Raw genomic sequence first — 17,382 nt, forward strand, 5'->3', positions numbered from 1 at the left:
TTATGAGGATAAGGTTAGGAATCACGAGCGCGCCGGATGGGGAAGAGCTGGTGCCAAAGCATTTCCAGGAAAAGTGCGCAGCGGTTTTCCGTCCGGAATGCGGAAAGAAACAAAAGGATGGAGCATTTCCGCGATTCGAAGAAAAGTGGAAATGCTCCAGGAAAGCCCACAAGGGCATCCATTTGGGGATAGATAATGAAGTCACTCGGTAATATCCGGCGTTCCTTTGCTCCTTGGACCGACCCTTCGGCCAAGCCTTACATTTCCTTCAAGAACGTGACGAAGAAGTTCGGTGATTTCACCGCCGTCGATAATCTCTCCCTGAATATCTACAACCGCGAATTCTTTGCTCTTCTGGGCGCTTCGGGCTGCGGCAAGTCCACGCTGCTGCGCATGCTCGCCGGCTTCGAGCAGCCGACGACGGGCGAGATCGTGCTCGATGGCCAGGATCTTGCCGGCACACCGCCCTATCGCCGCCCCGTCAACATGATGTTCCAGTCCTATGCGCTGTTTCCGCATATGTCGGTGGAGAAGAACATAGCCTTCGGCCTGCGCCAGGACGGCATGCCGAAGGCGGAGATCGACGATCGCGTCGCGCAGATGCTGAAGCTCGTCAAGCTGGAGCAGTTCGCCAAGCGCAAGCCCAATCAGCTGTCCGGCGGCCAGCGCCAGCGTGTGGCGCTGGCCCGCTCGCTTGCCAAGCGCCCGAAGGTGCTGCTGCTCGACGAACCGCTCGGCGCGCTCGACAAGAAGCTGCGAGAAGAGACGCAGTTCGAACTCATGGATCTGCAGCAGAGCCTGGGACTGACCTTCGTCGTCGTGACCCACGATCAGGAGGAAGCGATGACCATGGCCGACCGCATCGCGGTCATGAGCCACGGCAAGGTGGTGCAGGTGGCAACCCCGGCCGAGATCTATGAGGCGCCCAATTGCCGCTTCGTCGCCGACTTCATCGGCGATGTGAACATTCTCGACGGCAACGTCACCTCGGCGCAATCGGGCATCGTCGAGATATCGGTCGATTCGGGCTTCGCGGTGCGCACCGCCGCTGGCGACATGCCGTCGACGGGAAGCCGCGCCAGCCTTGCGATCCGTCCGGAGAAGCTTCGGGTGTCGCCGCGCCCGCCCGCCAACGCATCCCTCAATGCCGCCGAAGGCGAGATCTGGGATATCGCCTATCTCGGCGACATGACCGTTTTCCACGTCAAGCTGAAGAGCGGGCAAGTGGTCAAGGCCTCGTCGCTGAACGCCGTGCGCGCGGTGGAAGAACCTTTCGCCTACGACCAGAACGTCTGGGTCTCCTTCGACGAAAATGCCGGCGTCTTGCTGAAGGATTGATCATGAGAGCGCTCGGTTCCCTAATCTATCAGCGCCTCGTCATCGTCGTTCCCTATGCCTGGTTGCTGATCTTCTTCCTTGCGCCCTTCCTCATCGTCTTCCGCATCTCGCTGTCGACGAAGGCGCTGTCGGTTCCGCCCTATGATCCATCGTTTGCCTGGAGCGACAGCTTCGGCGACTGGTGGGACAAGCTGCAGACCATGTCGTTCGACAACTACGTATGGCTGACCGGCGATCCGCTCTACATGAACGCCTACATTCAGAGCCTTCAGATCGCCGGCATCTCGACGCTGCTGACGCTGATCATCGCCTATCCCATTGCCTACGGCATGGCGCAGGCGCCGCGCACGATCCGCCCCACCCTGTTGATGCTGGTCATCCTGCCCTTCTGGACGAGCTTCCTGATCCGCGTCTATTCCTGGATGTCGATCCTCAGCACGACGGGTCTCTTGAACCAGTTGCTGATGGGGCTTGGTATCATCCACCAGCCGCTTGTCATCCTGAACACCAACACCGCCGTCTATATCGGCATGGTCTATTCCTATCTGCCCTTCATGATTTTGCCGCTCTATGCCGCGCTGGAGAAGATGGATGGCACGTTGATCGAGGCGGCGCAGGATCTCGGCTGCACGCCGATCGGCGCTTTCTGGCGTGTCACCTTTCGGCTCTCCATTCCGGGCGTCATTGCCGGCTGCATGCTGGTCTTCATCCCGGCCGTCGGCGAATTCGTCATTCCAGATCTGCTCGGCGGCTCGGAGACATTGATGATCGGCAAGGTGCTCTGGACGGAATTCTACAGCAACACCGACTGGCCGCTGGCATCGGCGGTGGCGACCATCCTCCTTCTGGTGCTGGTGGTGCCCATCGTCTTTTTCCAGCATTTCCAGGCCAAGGCCGACGAGAAGGGGAGATAGTCGATGTTCCGCTGGTCCCGTTTCAACATCGTTTCGGTCACGCTCGGTCTGGCCTTCCTCTATCTGCCGATCCTGCTGCTGGTTATCTACTCCTTCAACCGGTCCCGGTTGGTCACCGTCTGGGGCGGTTTCTCGACGCAATGGTATGTGCACCTGTTCAGCAACGACACCATGCTGAGCGCCGCATGGTTGACGGTGCGCATCGCACTCCTGTCGGCGACCATCGCCACAGTGCTTGGTACCATGGCAGCCTTGACCCTTGTACGCTACACGCGGTTCCGCGGCCGCATCCTGTTTTCCGGCATGATCTATGCGCCGCTGGTCATGCCTGATGTCATCACCGGCCTGTCATTGTTGCTGCTTTTCGTCACCTCTGGTGTCGATCGTGGCTTCTGGACGATCGTCATGGCGCATACGACGCTGACCATGTGCTTCGTCGCCGTCGTCGTGCAGTCGCGCCTGCTGACTTTCGATCGATCGATCGAGGAAGCAGCGCTGGATCTGGGCGCGCCGCCGGTGCGCACCTTTTTCGAGATCACGCTGCCGATCATTGCGCCCGCCGTCTTTTCGGGCTGGGTGCTGGCCCTGACGCTGTCGCTCGACGATCTGGTGATCGCGACCTTCGCATCCGGCGCCGGCGCCAAGACGCTGCCGATGTTGATCTACAGCCAGGTCAAGCTTGGGGTCACGCCGGAGATCAACGCCATCTGCACCATCCTGATCTGCGTCGTCGCAGTCGGCGTCATCTGCGCCTCGATCGTCACCAAGCGCCGCGAAGTGCAGCGGCAGAGGGACGAGCAGGCCGCCGCCGCGGCCTGAGGCGCGACGGTCGAAAAACAATCCTGGAGATTACTGCTGCTGCAGCGGCTGTGCCGGCTTCTGCAGCAGCGTCGCGACCGGCGAAACCACCGGGTTCGGCCAGCTGCCCCCGATGAAGAAGGGCAGCATAGGCAACTCATCCGCATCGGAGGGCGCTGTCGCTTCGATCGCGCCCGAAAGCGCCAGGCCATTGGTGCGGAAAGGAACGATGCCGTTGAACGTGATCGTTTCGTTGCGTCCGGCAATCGCTGCGTTCTTCACTTCGGCGGACCCCTTCGCAAAACTTGCGTCGACATTGATGCTGTCGAAGTCGAAGGATGCGTCGGCGATGTCGCTTATCCGGAAAAAGGTTTTTTCCGCCGCAAGCGTCCGGAAGCTGGAAATATCGAATTCGCGGAAGGTCCCAGCCGACGAACGGAAATGCAGCGTGCCGGCCACATCGCTGAGCGTCGCAACCCAGATCGGCTTGGAGGTGCTGAGCGAGAGATCCAGCGAGCCAGACGACGGCATCGGCAGCGGACCTATCAGCTTCAGGCGGGTGAAGAGACCGCCGAAATCCGCGTTTCGGATCGAAATCTGCAGTTTGCCGCCGCCGTCGAAGTCTCCAGGGGCAACCTCCAGATGCGCGGTCAGCGAACCGTTCTCGAAACCACTGTCGCCGATATCGAACTTCGCCTTGCCGCCCGCCACCAGCAGGCTGGCGCCGATATTTTCGAACTGGAAGGGACCGAGCGCCGCCTTGTTCGACGACAGGCGCATGTCGAGGTCGAGCCGCTGCAGCGGGTTGCCGTTGAGGAGCGCATCGATGGCGGTCTCGGCGGCAAGGCGCATGGAGAAGGCGGCCAGGAACGGATTGAGGTTCATCTGGTCGAAGGCGAGCGTGCCGGAGATCTTCGGCTTGCCTGCGGTCGTATAGTTCAGATCCATGATGCCGGACGCGGTGGAATCATTGACCTTGAAACTGAGATTGTTGAAGCGCAGGCCTTTTTCGATCGCCGCAATGTCGGCGCTGAGCGAAACATTCTTGAGGGCATCCGCCGCCGGCAGGCGCTGTCCGCTCCAAGCCAGGAAAGAAGGTACATCCGGGACGCTGAGCTCCAGATTGCCCGCAAACGCTGAAAAGTCCGACAGGCTGGTGGCGCCGGAATAGGTCCAGCTGATCAGCGCCGAGGTGAAGCTCGTCTTGGCGTCGACATTCTTGCCGGCAAAGAACAGCAGCGGCTGCGTCGAATCGAAATTGAGCTTGATGTCCTGGCCGTTGAAGCGCGCGAGGATGACGGCGGCCATCGCCTGCGAGAGCCGCGGCCATGAAATGTCGGCGTTGACGCCATTCAGCCTGTAGATGTTGCCGCTGCGCTCATCGGTCATTTCGACGCTGCCATCCTCGATGGTCAGCATACCGATGGCTGCGTCCTGATCCTTCGGTATCGATATGCCCTGGCCTGAGGACGCTTCCGCCTGGGCGATCGCCTTGGAAAGACGGCCTTCATTCGTCCAGTCGATCAGGCCGTTATCGTCGCGGCGGATATAGAGGATCGGGCGCAGGAAATGAAATTCATGAAAACGCGTATGGCCGCGAATGGCCGACCAGAGCGAGAAATCAGCGGAAAGACTGTCGACATGGCCCAGAACCTTGCCGTTCCGCGTCGGCTCGCGGATGGTCACGCCATTGAGCGTGACGCGCGCCGTCGGCCAGAATTCCAGCGTCGGATCGCCATCGATCTGGGCGCGATATCCCGTCCATTCCGACAGCGCCTTCTCGATGCCGGAGCGCACCAGCCCGCTGGAAATCAGGAAAGGCGCGGTCGCTCTGAAGACAGCGAACACAATGAGAATCGTGAGAAGAATGATGCCGGTCGTGCGGACGACGGCAGGCAGCCAGCGCGAAGCCGATCGCATCGTCAACCACCATTTATTATTTTTCGAAGCTCTCATGATCCCGTGGAGACTCGCGAACTGATAGGGATAATCTGCCTGCGTCTGCCGGATATAGGAAATGTTTGTCGGATGCAAACATCACATACTGGCAATACCCACAGCACCGTGATTTTATAATGCGCTGCAGCATCGCTATATAGAGCGAAAAGCGGGAGAGAGAAATATGCAGGATCAGCAGCCGCTCTGGACGCCGTCGGAGGAATTTCGTCGCCGGAGCCCGATGTTTGCCTTCATGGAGCAATGCAACCGGCGTTTTGGCCTTGCGATGTCGGATTTTGCCGGGCTTCACGCCTGGTCCATTGCCGAGCGCGAAAGCTTCTGGACGGAGGTCTGGGATTTCTGCGGCTTGAAGGGCAAGCGCGGCGAGCGGGCGCTGATCGATGGCGATCTCATGCTCGAAGCGCGCTTCTTTCCCGATGCCGAGCTGAATTTCGCCGAAAACCTGCTGTCGAGGAGCGGCGAGGGCGATGCGCTGGTGTTCTGGGGCGAGGACAAGGTGCGCGATCGCTGGTCGTGGGATCGGCTGGCCGCGATGGTCTCGCGCCTGCAGCAGGCCTACCGCGCCCACGGCATCGGCAAGGGAGATCGGGTGGCGGCCATGATGCCGAACATGCCCGAGACGATCGCTTGCATGCTGGCGGCCGCATCGATCGGCGCCATCTGGTCTTCCTGTTCTCCGGATTTTGGCGAGCAGGGCGTCATGGATCGTTTCGGCCAGATCGAGCCGAAGCTCTTCATCGCCTGCAGCGGCTATTGGTATGGCGGCAAGCTGCAGGACGTCACCGCGAAGGTTAGCGCCATCGCACAGCGCCTAAAGGCGCCCACCGTCATCGTGCCCTATGCCGGCAATGCCGATGCGGTCGTGGCGGCGACGCCGGGCGCGCAAATCCTCGATGATCTCATCGCGCCCTTCGAGGCGAAAGCGGTGGAGTTCGAGCCCGTCTCCTTCTCCCATCCGCTGTTCATCCTGTTTTCCTCCGGCACCACAGGCGTCCCGAAATGCATCGTGCATTCCACCGGCGGCGCGCTGCTGCAGCTCATCAAGGAGCACCGCCTGCATTGTGGCGTCGTGCCTGGCGAAAAGGTCTTCTACTTCACCACCTGCGGCTGGATGATGTGGAACTGGCTGGTGACGGGCCTTGCCGCTGGCGCGACCCTTTGCCTCTACGATGGATCGCCCTTCGCTCCCGATGGCAACATCCTGTTCGACTATGCGCAGGAAGAGAAATTCGCGGTCTTCGGTACCTCTGCCAAATATATCGACGCGGTCCACAAGAGCGGCCTCACGCCGAAGACGTCCCACGACCTTTCGAGCCTGCGGCTGATGACCTCCACCGGTTCGCCGCTGTCGCCCGAGGGGTTCACCTTCGTCTATGAGGGCATCAAGGACGATATCCAGCTGGCCTCGATTTCCGGCGGCACCGATATCGTCTCCTGCTTCGTGCTCGGCAATCCGCTACAGCCCGTCTGGCGCGGCGAGATCCAGGGGGCGGGTCTCGGCCTTGCCGTCGATGTCTGGAACGACGAAGGCAAGCCGGTGCGTGGCGAGAAGGGCGAACTCGTCTGCACCAAGGCCTTTCCCTCCATGCCCGTCATGTTCTGGAACGATCCGGAGCGCGCCAAATATCGCGCGGCCTATTTCGAGCGCTTCGACAATATCTGGTGCCATGGCGATTTCGCCGAATGGACTGTTCATGGCGGCCTCGTCATCCATGGCCGCTCGGATGCGACGCTCAATCCCGGCGGCGTTCGCATCGGCACGGCCGAGATCTACAATCAGGTCGAGCAGATCCCCGAAGTTCTGGAAGCGCTCTGCATCGGTCAGGATTGGGACGACGATGTCCGCGTCGTGCTCTTCGTCCGTCTTGCCGCGGGCGTTTCCCTGACGGAGGATCTCGTCAAGGCGATGAAGACCCGCATCCGCACCGGCGCTTCGCCGCGTCACGTGCCGGCCAAGATCATCGCCGTTACGGATATTCCGCGCACGAAATCCGGCAAGATTGTCGAGCTCGCGGTGCGCGAGGTGGTGCATGGCCGGCCCGTCAAGAACAAGGAGGCGCTCGCCAATCCGGAAGCGCTGGATCTCTTTGCAGGGCTGGAAGAACTCAAAAGCTGAGGCGGTCCCTAAAACTGAGGGGCAAACGATGACCCTTCTTTGGTAACCCCGCGTTAAGAAAGCTTGGTCAAAGGTAAAGGCCAACTTGAGACCGTTCGCATGAGCTGGAGCGGATTGGAGCCGCCCTTGGCTCCCGAGACATGAAGTTCACCGACTCGAGCTTGCTTTCGACAGCATAAACTTCAAAGGCAGCGCGATTCGCTGCCTTTTTTTCGTTTCGCCACGCGCGAAGATGCGTCTGCTCTGTACATTGGCGCCTTGAGCAAGTATGTGCACGCCTGAAGAAGAGGCTCGCGACGTGCGAGCCACGATGATCGCCGCCCGCTGGCGTGCGAAGAATTCCGAAAGACAGATGATGACGGATTTCGAAGGCATCGCTCCTGCGATTGCCCAGGCTTTGGCGAAGCGTGGTTATGAAACGCTGACGCCGGTGCAGAAGGCCATGCTCGATCCGGGCCTGGCCGGCAAGGATGCGCTTGTCTCGGCCCAGACCGGCTCGGGCAAGACGGTTGCCTTCGGCCTGGCGCTGGCGCCTGGCCTGCTCGATGGTGCCGAACGCTTCGGCCGCGCCGGCGCTCCCCTGGCGCTGGCGATCGCGCCGACCCGCGAACTGGCGCTGCAGGTTCAGCGCGAGCTGGAATGGCTCTACGGCCTGACGGGGGCGACGATCGCCTCCTGCGTCGGCGGCATGGACATGCGCACCGAGCGGCGGACGCTGGAACGCGGCGCCCATATCGTCGTCGGCACGCCCGGTCGCCTCTGCGATCACATTCGCCGCAACTCGCTCGACATTTCCGAACTGCGCGCCGTCGTGCTCGATGAAGCCGACGAAATGCTCGATCTCGGCTTTCGCGAGGATCTGGAATTCATTCTGGAAGCCGCGCCGGCCGAGCGCCGCACCCTGATGTTTTCCGCAACCGTGCCGCGTTCGATCGCCAAGCTTGCTGAGAACTATCAGCGCGATGCCGTCCGCATCGCCACCACTTCCGAAGCCAAACAGCATGTCGATATCGACTATCGCGCGCTGACCGTGGTGCCGAGCGACAGGGAAAATGCCATCATCAACGTGCTGCGCTACTATGAAGCGCGCAACGCCATCGTCTTCTGCTCGACGCGTGCCGCCGTCAATCATCTGACGGCGCGGTTCAACAATCGCGGCTTTTCGGTCGTCGCCCTGTCGGGCGAGCTCAGCCAGAATGAACGCACGCACGCCCTGCAGGCAATGCGCGACGGCCGCGCCCGCGTCTGCATCGCCACCGACGTCGCCGCCCGCGGCATCGACTTGCCTGGGCTGGAACTGGTCATTCATGCGGATCTGCCGACCAATCCGGATACGTTGCTGCATCGCAGTGGCCGCACCGGTCGCGCCGGCAACAAGGGCGTCAGCGCCCTCATCGTACCGCTCAGCGCCCGCCGTCGCACCGAACGCCTGCTGGAAGCCGCGCGCATTCGCGCCACCTGGGCGAAGCCGCCGTCGGCCGACGAAGTGAGCGAGCGCGACGATGAGCGTCTTCTCGCCGATCCGGTCTTTGCCGGGCCGCTTGCCGAAGACGAACAGTTGATCGTGCAGCAATTGCTGGAGCGCCATGGCGCCGAGCAGGTCGCCGCCGCATTCCTGCGGCAGTATCGGACCGGCCACTCCGCGCCCGAGGAGCTGCAGGACGTGCCGGCCGAAGGCGAGCGCAGGAAGCCCCGCCGCGACGATTTTCCCGTCACCCCCCGCGATGACAGCGCATCCGGCGGACGGAACGACTTCACCGATGGTGTCTGGGTGTCGCTCTCCGTGGGACGCAAGCAGAATGCCGAGCCGCGCTGGCTGATCCCCATGCTTTGCCGCAACGGCAACCTGACCAAGCGCGACATCGGCGCCATCAAGATGCAGCCCGAGGAAACCTTCGTCGAACTCTCACAGGAAGGCGCCGAGCGCTTCCTTTCGGCGATCGGCCCGGACAAGACGCTGGAGCGCGGCATCCGCGTGAAGCCGCTCGACGGAGTACCGGATTTTTCGCAGTCCAGACGGGAAGGGACTTTCGAGAAAAGGAAACCCTTCGCCGACAAGGGCGGCCGTCCGCAGGAGGGCGGCAAGCCGAAATGGAAGTCCGATCGCAAGCCGGAACGGGCGCATGCGGGCGAAGGCACAGTTTCCGAACGTTCGGACAAGAAGCCCTGGGCGAAAAAGCCCGGCAAGCCGAACTTCGCCAAGAATGATGGCGGCCCTCCCAAGGGCGGCAAGCCGAATTCCAGGGCCGCGCGCAAGGCTACGCGGGCTCAGGGGGATTAATTTCTGTCACCGGGCTCGAGGGGGCGGCAGCCCCCTTGTCGCCATCTCCGCATCTCCGGGCAAGCGAAGACCGGTATTCCAGGCACCGCTACTCGAAGAAGATCAAGCTCGCCGGCGATGGTGGTAATGGCTTTACCCTCACGTTTTGAAAACCGGCACGCCTAGCCATCTCGGCCAGATCCTTCTGCGTGTAGGCTTCGCCTCTTGGCGTGCTGGCCAGCATTTCCCACGAGAACGCGGCTGGGAAGGGTGGCGAGACGAGATCGTCGTTCGGCACGAAGTCCACAGCAACCACCTTGCCGCCGGCGCTCAGGCTTGCCCGGCTCTTCGTAAGCAATCCGGCGCAGGTTTCCAGGTCGAAGTGATGCAGGAAATTCGGCAGCAGGATAAGATCATAGTCCGTGCCCCAGTCGACTTCGAATGCGCTGCCGGGAATGACCTTGTAGCGTTCAGCGACGCCAAATTGCCGCGCATTATGTTTGGCCAATTCCAGAACGGAGCCCCAATCGACCGCAACGATCTCGGCCGAAGGAAAGGTCTTCGCCATCTCGATCCCGAAAAGCCCATGCCCTGCGGCGATATCAAGTATCTTCCTTGGCTGCATGGGCAAGTTGGCCATTTCGGCGGCGAGGCTGATCGCGCTGCCGCCCGTGAACGAGCCCATGCCGCGAGCAAATTTCACCCACACCGGATTGTCCGGAGACATGTTTGCCAATCCAATGGATCCGCCGTTGCGGACATAGGAAGTCGGATCGTCCAGGATCTGCTTGAGGATTTCCGGTGCGGCCAGGAATTCGATGGCCGCGCCCATATAGGCTGGCGAATGCCGGTCGAGGAAGGCTCGGCTGGATGGGGTCATAGCATATTGATCGCCTGCTTTCGTGAGAAAGCCGTTCACAACGAGATAGTCGCACAGAATGCGCACGCCTCGTTCGGCTGCATTTGTTGCAACTGCCAAGGATGCTGCATTGCTGCCGTCACCAATCAAGGTAAAAAGATCGAGTTCTATAGCGGCTACGATGGCGGCCGTCTTGCGGCACGCAAACATCGCATCGACCACTAGATTGGGCGAAACTTCACCCACGCCTGCTTCTACTGCCGCCGATGACATTGGATCCCCCTTTATATGTCCAATGACCGACCGGAATAGTCGGTCGCAACGATGAACTATCTCACAAAAGGCGACCGAGTTTAAGTTTGTCATCGCTAATACTGAAGCGATACATCGAATATTCCTGGCTAGCAGTGCGGGCGAAGTCATGCGTCAGCGGTGGTGGCGCTTGGTTGCCCTGCCTGATGGCGCAGATGCCGAACAGCATCGAGGCCGTCAGGATATGGATGTAGAGACTTTGATGAACCGGCTTGACATTTGCAGCACGTCAAGCAGATGATTATCCATGGGGTTGCGATCACCCCACGAGGCTACGGCTGAAGAATCGCGTCCTGGAACCCGAGCCAACGGAGGACGCGCTATGCCGTCATTTCTGGAAATTACACCCGACAAGCTGAACCGTATTATCGGCACGCCCAACCTGCCGACGATCATCGACGTCCGCAACGACGAGGATTTCGCTGCCGATCCCCGTCTTATTCCCGGCTCTATCCGTCGCGACTATCGAACGGTCACCGACTGGGCAAACGAACTGGCTGGGACAGCCATCGTCCTCTGTCAGAAAGGACAGAAACTCGCTCACGGAGTTGCCGCCTATCTCCGTATCTCCGGAAAGGAGGCGGAGGTTCTCGAAGGTGGTTTCGAGGCATGGCGGAGCGCGAAAGGCGTGCTGATCCCCGAGGAGAAACTACCCCCTCGCGATGACAAGGGGCGGACCGTATGGGTAACAAGGGCACGACCGAAGATCGATCGCATCGCTTGCCCGTGGCTGATCCGGCGCTTCGTCGATCCGTCAGCGATCTTCCTGTTCGTTCCGGCGGTCGAAGTTTCGGCTGTCGCTGATCGTTTCAAGGCAACGCCATTCGATATCGAGGATGTCTTCTGGAGCCACCGCGGCGAGTTGTGCACCTTCGATGTCATGGTCGAAGAGTTCGGCCTTAGCACCGAGCCCCTTCTTCACCTTGCCACCATCGTTCGTGGCGCAGACACAGCTCGGCCCGAATTGGCATCTGAAGCATCCGGACTGCTTGCAGCTTCGCTCGGGCTTTCGCGGATGTTCAACGACGACTTGGAGCAATTGGAAGCCGGCATGACATTGTATGATGCCTTCTATCGTTGGTGCCGCGACGCGACGGAAGAGACGCACAACTGGCCTAACCCGAGGAAGGTATGAGAGACCATGACCGACCTCATAAAGGATACGGCCGCGCGACCAAGCGCGGCTGAACAGGATATCGTTCCCCTCAGTGAAGCCATAAAGGTCTGGACCCGTGTGGCCGCCCTAAGCTTCGGCGGACCGGCCGGACAAATCGCCGTCATGCACCGCATCGTCGTTGACGAGAAGAAATGGGTAGGAGAGCATAGGTTCCTTCATGCTCTGAACTACTGCATGTTGCTGCCGGGGCCTGAAGCGCATCAGCTTGCCATCTATATCGGCTGGCTACTGAACAGGACCCTAGGCGGCATGATCGCGGGCATTCTGTTCGTCCTGCCAGGCTTCCTTGCGATCCTCGCACTCAGTTACGTCTACGTCCTGTTCGGGAACGTGACTTTCATTGAAGGGATGTTCTTCGGGCTCAAGTGCGCCGTGCTCGCGGTTGTCATCCAGGCCGTCTTCCGCATCGGTAGCCGGGCCCTCAAAAGCAGGGCTATGGTCGCATTGGCAGCCGTTGCTTTCGTCGCAATCTTTTTCCTGCACGTTCCGTTTCCGCTCATCATCGTTGGGGCAGGACTTATCGGCTACCTCGCCTCTCGCGGAGGGGTCGCTGCTTTCAAGATAGGTGGCGGACACAAGTCGGACTCCGGGACAATTCTGGAGGATAGGGACTCCGTTCTTGGCGAGGAGATCCCTTTGCACGCTCGACCGAACCTCGCTTGGTCTCTGACGACTTCTGGTGTCTTAGCGGCCGCGTGGCTCGTTCCGGTTGCGGCCCTCCTGATTACGCTCGGTCCCGATAACGTCTTCTCAAAAATCGGGATATTCTTCAGCGAGATGGCAATCGTGACCTTTGGGGGCGCCTATGCCGTGCTGGCATATGTTGCGCAGGAGGCAGTACAGCAGTTGGGCTGGCTGCGGCCGGGCGAGATGCTGGATGGTCTGGGAATGGCGGAAACGACCCCTGGACCGCTGATCATGGTCACGCAGTTCGTTGGGTTTCTGGCGGGTTATCGTAATCCGGGCATCCTCGGGCCTCTTGCGGCAGCAACCTTTGCCGCTGTGCTGACAACATGGGTCACGTTCCTGCCGAGCTTCCTTTGGATTTTCGCGGGCGCGCCGTTCATCGAGAAGATGCGCGGGAATGTTGCGCTGACCGGTGCCATGTCGGCGATAACGGCGGCTGTGGTCGGCGTCATTCTCAATCTCGCGATTTGGTTCGGGCTCCATGTGCTGTTCGGCAAGACCACAAGCTTCACCTATGGTTCGTGGACGATGGATGTGCCCGTTCTGCTCTCCCTTTCATTGCCCTCGCTGGTGCTGACCTTGCTTGCCGCCATCGCCATCTTTCGCCTGAAGATGTCGGTGATATCGACCCTATTGGCATCTGCCGCTTTGGGCGTTGGCTGGACCGTCTTCATTTCCTAACGGAAGCGGGGCTCATATCTCCCTGGGCATTTGCCGGAATTACATGACTGAGGCAGAATGCCGCCTTCGGCCAGACAGCGGAATGGAGCGGCGTACCCATGCTGATCGGCTCATGTCATTGCGGCAAGGCGGGCTGGACACTCGAAGGCGATCCGGGCTCGATTACGGCCTGCAACTGCACGCTCTGCCGGCGCTACGGCGCGCTGTGGGCTTATGATTACGAAGGGGAGCGGATTTCCGTCACCGGGCAGACCGCCTCCTATACCCGCGCGGAGAAGCAGTCGTCCCTCGAAATATTGTTCTGCCCGTCCTGCGCCTGCGTCTTGAGTTGGCGGGGCCTGCGGCTGCAGCAGGATGGCCGCCGGCGCATGACGGTCAACCTGCGGCTGGCGCCGCCGGATCTCGTCGCTGACCTGCCGATCGATCATTTCGACGGCCTGGACACGTATGAAGATCTTCCGTCCAAGGGGCGGTGCGTGCGCGATCTCTGGTTTTGATGTCAGGCTGACGATCTCTCTCAGTTCGCCAGCACCCTCTGCGACGGGAAGGTGATCTCGACCAGCGTGCCCTCGTTTGGGGCCGAGTTGATCGAGAAGGTTGCCCGGTTGGCGTCGACCATGGCCTTTGTCAGTGGCAGGCCGAGGCCGGTGCCGTCGCCGCGCTTGCGGGCATTGGTGGCCACCTGCCGGAAAGGTTTCATCGCCTGCTCGAGCTCCGAGCGCGTCATGCCGACGCCGGTATCCCTGATGCGCATCACGACGTTGCCATTGCCCTCATAGGCAGTCGACACGACGATCTGGCCGCCCGACGGCGTGAAGCGGATGGCGTTGGAGAGGATGTTGAGCGCGATCTGCTTGATCGAGCGCAGGTCGGCGACGACATTCGGCACGGATTGCGACAGCGCCGTGCGGATGATGACGCGCTGGCTGTTGGCCTGCGGCTGCACCAGCGACACCGCTTCGGTGATCGCCTCGTTGAGACCGACGGAAGCGAAATCCAGGTCCATCTCGCCAGCCTCGATCTTGGAGATATCGAGGAGATCGTTGACGATGTCGAGCACATGGCGCCCGGAGCGGCCGATATCGGTCGCATATTCGACGTAGCGCGAATGGCCGATCGGCCCGAAGCGTTCGCCGGCCATCATGTCGGAAAAGCCGATGATGGCATTGAGCGGCGTACGGATTTCATGGCTGACGCGGGCGAGGAAGTCCGTCTTGTGGGCATTGGCGGTTTCGGCGGCACGTTTGGCGTTGCGCAGTTCCTCTTCGGTGCGCTTCCATTGCGTGATGTCGCGGATGACGGCACAGTAGCCGTTCGAGGAATTCAGCCGGCCCATGGTCATGAAGAGCGGCACGAAGCCGCCGGACGCCTCGCGGCCGATCACTTCGCGGCCGTCATTGAGCACGCTGGCGACGCCATGGCCCGAAAGGCCGCCGAGATAATCGAGCACCGCCTTCTGGCTCTCATGGGCAAACAGCATGACGAAGGGTTTGCCGCGCGTTTCCTGGTCGTCGTAGTTGAAGAGGGCGCTGGCCGACCGGTTCATCGAGCGGATCTCACCGTCCTGGCCGATGATGATCACGCCATCCGTTGCCGTCTCCAGCGTCGAGCGCAGCTCCTCGATCTCCACCTGCAGCTTCGCGACCTTCTCGACGATGCGATCCGGGCGTGCCTCTTCGGGAACGGACTGCGGTGACGGTGCCGGCGGCTCGCTTCTTTCCACCGGCATCAGCGCCAGCATCAATGCCGTGCCGTCTTCCCAGCGGATCGACTGCAGCCGTGCCGTGACCGGCACCAGCGCGTCGTCGGCGCGCACGACCATCATCGTGCCGGGCTGTTCGGTCTTGCCCTCCAGATCGTTGCGCTGCAGCAGCGCGTCCAGCCCGCCGATCTGCTCGAGATCGTCGAGGTTCTCATAGCCGGTCAGCCGCAGGAACTCCGGATTGCCGTGGATCAGGCGATCGCCGGCATGGATAAGGATCGCGAGCGGCAGCTGATCGACGATCTCGGAAGACAGGCCCGTGCGCATCTTCACGCGTGGCGGAATAGCGGTGTTCAGGACGTCAAGCGGATCGAAATCTTCCTCCGGCTCGGCGGAAGCGGCCGGGTTTTCGGCGTGAGCACTGTTGCCCGTTTCAAGGCTATCGTCATCCGTGGCCTCGACCAGCTTCACGACCGGTTTGGATGCATCCTCTTCAGCGCCCGAGGCCGTTGTCTGTTCGTCCTGGACGTGGTCGTTTCCATCAGTCGGCTCGGCCACATCGGACAGGATCTCGTCGGCCGCATTCGGCTGCGGGGCAATATCGGCATCGTCCTCGTGCTGCTCGTCGTGCGGTTGCTCCGTGGGCGGCTCCGTGCGTTTGCCAAAGGGCTCAAGCTGTCGCGCGATCTCCCGGAAGGCGGCCTGCTCGCTGAGCGAAAGGCCGGCTTGCGTCAAGGTTCGGCGTTCATGCAGGCGAACCACCTTGTCCGATTCACGCCGGTTCGGCGTTTCCGATATCCGCAGGGCAGGCGGTTCGTGGTGCTCGGCGGCAACATCTCCCGCCGCTTCATGCGCCAAGCTCTCCACCTCTTCCATCGCCACCGGAGCCTCGGGCTCGGAAGCCGTCGGCTCCTGCGGAACCACCTCCGCTTCCGCTGACGGATCGGCGAGGCCGTCCCCTTTGCCGAGACCCATTTTGCCGAGACCCATGCCGCGTTTCATCGGGTCGTCGATCGCGTCTGCCATGCGCACGACGCCAAAGCCTCTGAAACCGTCGAATTCGCGGCTGCGCGTATAGGTCGGCAGGGCGGCGAGATCGACCGGCACCATCAGGCTTGTGCCTTCCACCGGCCAATAGATCGTCCGGCCAGACCATGTATCGCGCCGCGCCAGCAATTCCGCGATCTTGCGGTCCGGGTCGAGATTGAAGCGCTGGGCGACATCGACGAAGGCCGCGCCCGCGATCTCGGCCGCATGGGGACCGACCGCATCGGCGAATTCGCGGGAAACTTCGCTGAACCGGCCCGCCGCATCGATCTTCCAGACGAAGCGTGTGGCGCGCCCATTGCGGTGGAAGGCGAAGCCCTCGGCAGGATGATCTTCGGAGGCCGAGCTTTCCGATGGAGCCTCCTCAACATGCACGGGGACATGCCTGGCAGGCTCTTCGTCGTTGGTTGCGGCTTGTTCCCGCGGCTCCCCGGCATGAAGGGCCGCTTCGCCATCCGCCTCGTTTGCGCCATTCGTCAGCACCTGCGCGTGCATATCCTCGCCCGTGCCTTCCGCATGCGGCGTCGCTTCCTGCTGCTCGTCCGAGCGATCTTCCGGCGGCTCGTCCAGTTCTTCGATATCAGCCACGGCCTCGATGACATCGCCGAAGGGCACTTCCTCGGCAGGCTTTGCGGCTTCATCCGCCGCCGCTTCGAGCTCCTCACGCACCCCTTCCGTCTGCGGTTCAATTGCGGCGGATAGGGTCGAGCCAGCTTTTTCGTTGCGGTCCTCCGCCGGATCGAGGCGGCCCATGATGGCCTCGACGACAAATAGCAGATGCAGGGCCGGAATTTCTGATAGCTTGCCGATGGCGGCGGGCAAATAGCCATGACCGGTCGAGATCGGCCGCTTGATCAGCCGATCCGGCTGGGCGCCGGCCATGGTCGTCAGCATCCGCGCCGTCTGCGGCGTCACGCCGAGTGCGCTGAAACCAGCGGATGCGGCAATGACTTCGCCGTCGCGGCCGATGACGGCCATGTGCGTATCGGGATCGTCGAACCCGTCGATCATGCGCCTGGCGCATTCGGCTGACGCCAGCGGCTTCGATGAGACCGGAGAAGAAAACAGCACAGCCTCTTCGCCGGCTTGGATGCGGATAAGCTCGACGGCCGCGTTGACCACTGCTCGTTGGAAGCCCGAGGCCATGCGGATCAGGAAGGTGCGCTGGTCGCCGACCGCGCCGAGGCCGCGCGCCGTTGCGTCGACCTGGCGGAACGAGACGTCGCCGGGCTTCGGCCCTTGTTCGACAAAATCATAGATGATGTCATAGCCGAAGAGGTTGGCGCCGGCGCCATTGGCCCAGAGCACGCGATCCATGCCGGTTGAGAACATAACCATGGCTTCACCGCGCGCGAAACGCTCCCGAACGCGCGGATGCACGGCAATGTCAATGAATGGATATTGAATTGCGGGCATTTTCCAACCTGTTTTGCGGGCGTGACCGCCTCTCTTGCTTTAACGGTTTATTAATAACGGCGCCCCGCTTTTCGGTCCAGCGAAGGGCTCATTTTTCGACCGGAAAGGTTAACGCC

General features: G+C 61.4%; 11 protein-coding genes and 1 pseudogene. 8 read left to right on the forward strand and 4 right to left on the reverse strand.

The features are described 5' to 3' along the window. Positions 1-195 precede the first annotated feature (195 nt). From CCGE531_RS04025 to CCGE531_RS04035, 3 genes are read left to right on the forward strand one after another with little or no spacing between them, the layout of a single operon-like run. On the forward strand, positions 196-1,338 hold the full coding sequence (locus CCGE531_RS04025) for an ABC transporter ATP-binding protein (RefSeq protein ID WP_120663027.1): 1,143 nt from the start codon (positions 196-198) through the stop codon (positions 1,336-1,338). Positions 1,339-1,340: 2 nt separating this feature from the next. Further along, a complete protein-coding gene (locus CCGE531_RS04030) occupies positions 1,341-2,252 on the forward strand; it encodes an ABC transporter permease subunit (protein ID WP_120663028.1) in 912 nt (303 codons plus the stop codon). A 3-nt stretch (positions 2,253-2,255) separates the two neighbouring features. After that, positions 2,256-3,071 (forward strand): ABC transporter permease subunit, encoded by an 816-nt coding sequence (locus CCGE531_RS04035; protein WP_120663029.1) that lies wholly within the window; start codon positions 2,256-2,258, stop codon positions 3,069-3,071. A gap of 30 nt (positions 3,072-3,101) precedes the next feature. Here the strand turns inward: CCGE531_RS04035 and CCGE531_RS04040 are convergent, their stop codons facing one another. Beyond that, positions 3,102-5,006, reverse strand: coding sequence for an AsmA-like C-terminal region-containing protein (locus tag CCGE531_RS04040; RefSeq protein WP_120666467.1), 1,905 nt, complete (start codon positions 5,004-5,006; stop codon positions 3,102-3,104). Between the two features lie 166 nt (positions 5,007-5,172). On the opposite strand from CCGE531_RS04040, the gene CCGE531_RS04045 reads away from it, so the two are divergent. Together CCGE531_RS04045 and CCGE531_RS04050 are read left to right on the forward strand one after the other, a co-directional pair. Next, positions 5,173-7,125: an acetoacetate--CoA ligase gene (locus tag CCGE531_RS04045; protein ID WP_120663030.1), complete on the forward strand. Its 1,953-nt coding sequence runs from the start codon at positions 5,173-5,175 to the stop codon at positions 7,123-7,125. A gap of 355 nt (positions 7,126-7,480) precedes the next feature. Then, positions 7,481-9,406: a DEAD/DEAH box helicase gene (locus CCGE531_RS04050; RefSeq protein ID WP_120666469.1), complete on the forward strand. Its 1,926-nt coding sequence runs from the start codon at positions 7,481-7,483 to the stop codon at positions 9,404-9,406. Between the two features lie 88 nt (positions 9,407-9,494). Here CCGE531_RS04050 and CCGE531_RS04055 read toward each other — a convergent pair whose 3' ends face one another. Together CCGE531_RS04055 and CCGE531_RS35290 are read right to left on the reverse strand one after the other, a co-directional pair. Beyond that, positions 9,495-10,517, reverse strand: a complete 1,023-nt coding sequence (locus CCGE531_RS04055) for a class I SAM-dependent methyltransferase (protein ID WP_120663031.1) — start codon at positions 10,515-10,517, stop codon at positions 9,495-9,497. Between the two features lie 139 nt (positions 10,518-10,656). Further along, positions 10,657-10,767, reverse strand: a pseudogene (locus CCGE531_RS35290) (EamA/RhaT family transporter); the annotation flags it as partial. 111 nt (positions 10,768-10,878) lie between these two features. Between CCGE531_RS35290 and CCGE531_RS04065 the strand changes: the two are divergent. From CCGE531_RS04065 to CCGE531_RS04075, 3 genes are all read left to right on the forward strand, one after another. After that, positions 10,879-11,691 carry a sulfurtransferase/chromate resistance protein gene (locus tag CCGE531_RS04065; protein WP_120663032.1) on the forward strand — a complete coding sequence of 271 codons (813 nt, stop codon included), beginning with the start codon at positions 10,879-10,881 and terminating at the stop codon, positions 11,689-11,691. 6 nt (positions 11,692-11,697) lie between these two features. Next, on the forward strand, positions 11,698-13,101 hold the full coding sequence (gene chrA, locus CCGE531_RS04070; RefSeq protein WP_120663033.1) for a chromate efflux transporter: 1,404 nt from the start codon (positions 11,698-11,700) through the stop codon (positions 13,099-13,101). 98 nt (positions 13,102-13,199) lie between these two features. Then, positions 13,200-13,598 (forward strand): GFA family protein, encoded by a 399-nt coding sequence (locus CCGE531_RS04075; protein ID WP_120663034.1) that lies wholly within the window; start codon positions 13,200-13,202, stop codon positions 13,596-13,598. 20 nt (positions 13,599-13,618) lie between these two features. Here CCGE531_RS04075 and CCGE531_RS04080 read toward each other — a convergent pair whose 3' ends face one another. Beyond that, a complete protein-coding gene (locus CCGE531_RS04080; protein WP_120663035.1) occupies positions 13,619-17,266 on the reverse strand; it encodes an ATP-binding protein in 3,648 nt (1,215 codons plus the stop codon). Positions 17,267-17,382: the final 116 nt, after the last annotated feature.

This window comes from Rhizobium sp. CCGE531 (genome assembly GCF_003627795.1).
Lineage (GTDB): Bacteria > Pseudomonadota > Alphaproteobacteria > Rhizobiales > Rhizobiaceae > Rhizobium.

Bases quoted from the DNA above. Each gene is read 5' to 3' on its own strand.
- CCGE531_RS04065 (WP_120663032.1), top strand. From the start codon at position 10,879: ATGCCGTCATTTCTGGAAATTACACCCGACAAGCTGAACCGTATTATC.
- CCGE531_RS04050 (WP_120666469.1), top strand. From the start codon at position 7,481: ATGACGGATTTCGAAGGCATCGCTCCTGCGATTGCCCAGGCTTTGGCG.
- CCGE531_RS04025 (WP_120663027.1), top strand. From the start codon at position 196: ATGAAGTCACTCGGTAATATCCGGCGTTCCTTTGCTCCTTGGACCGAC.
- CCGE531_RS04080 (WP_120663035.1), bottom strand. From the start codon at position 17,266: ATGCCCGCAATTCAATATCCATTCATTGACATTGCCGTGCATCCGCGC.
- chrA (WP_120663033.1), top strand. From the start codon at position 11,698: ATGACCGACCTCATAAAGGATACGGCCGCGCGACCAAGCGCGGCTGAA.
- CCGE531_RS04030 (WP_120663028.1), top strand. From the start codon at position 1,341: ATGAGAGCGCTCGGTTCCCTAATCTATCAGCGCCTCGTCATCGTCGTT.
- CCGE531_RS04075 (WP_120663034.1), top strand. From the start codon at position 13,200: ATGCTGATCGGCTCATGTCATTGCGGCAAGGCGGGCTGGACACTCGAA.
- CCGE531_RS04035 (WP_120663029.1), top strand. From the start codon at position 2,256: ATGTTCCGCTGGTCCCGTTTCAACATCGTTTCGGTCACGCTCGGTCTG.
- CCGE531_RS04055 (WP_120663031.1), bottom strand. From the start codon at position 10,517: ATGTCATCGGCGGCAGTAGAAGCAGGCGTGGGTGAAGTTTCGCCCAAT.
- CCGE531_RS04045 (WP_120663030.1), top strand. From the start codon at position 5,173: ATGCAGGATCAGCAGCCGCTCTGGACGCCGTCGGAGGAATTTCGTCGC.
- CCGE531_RS04040 (WP_120666467.1), bottom strand. From the start codon at position 5,006: ATGAGAGCTTCGAAAAATAATAAATGGTGGTTGACGATGCGATCGGCT.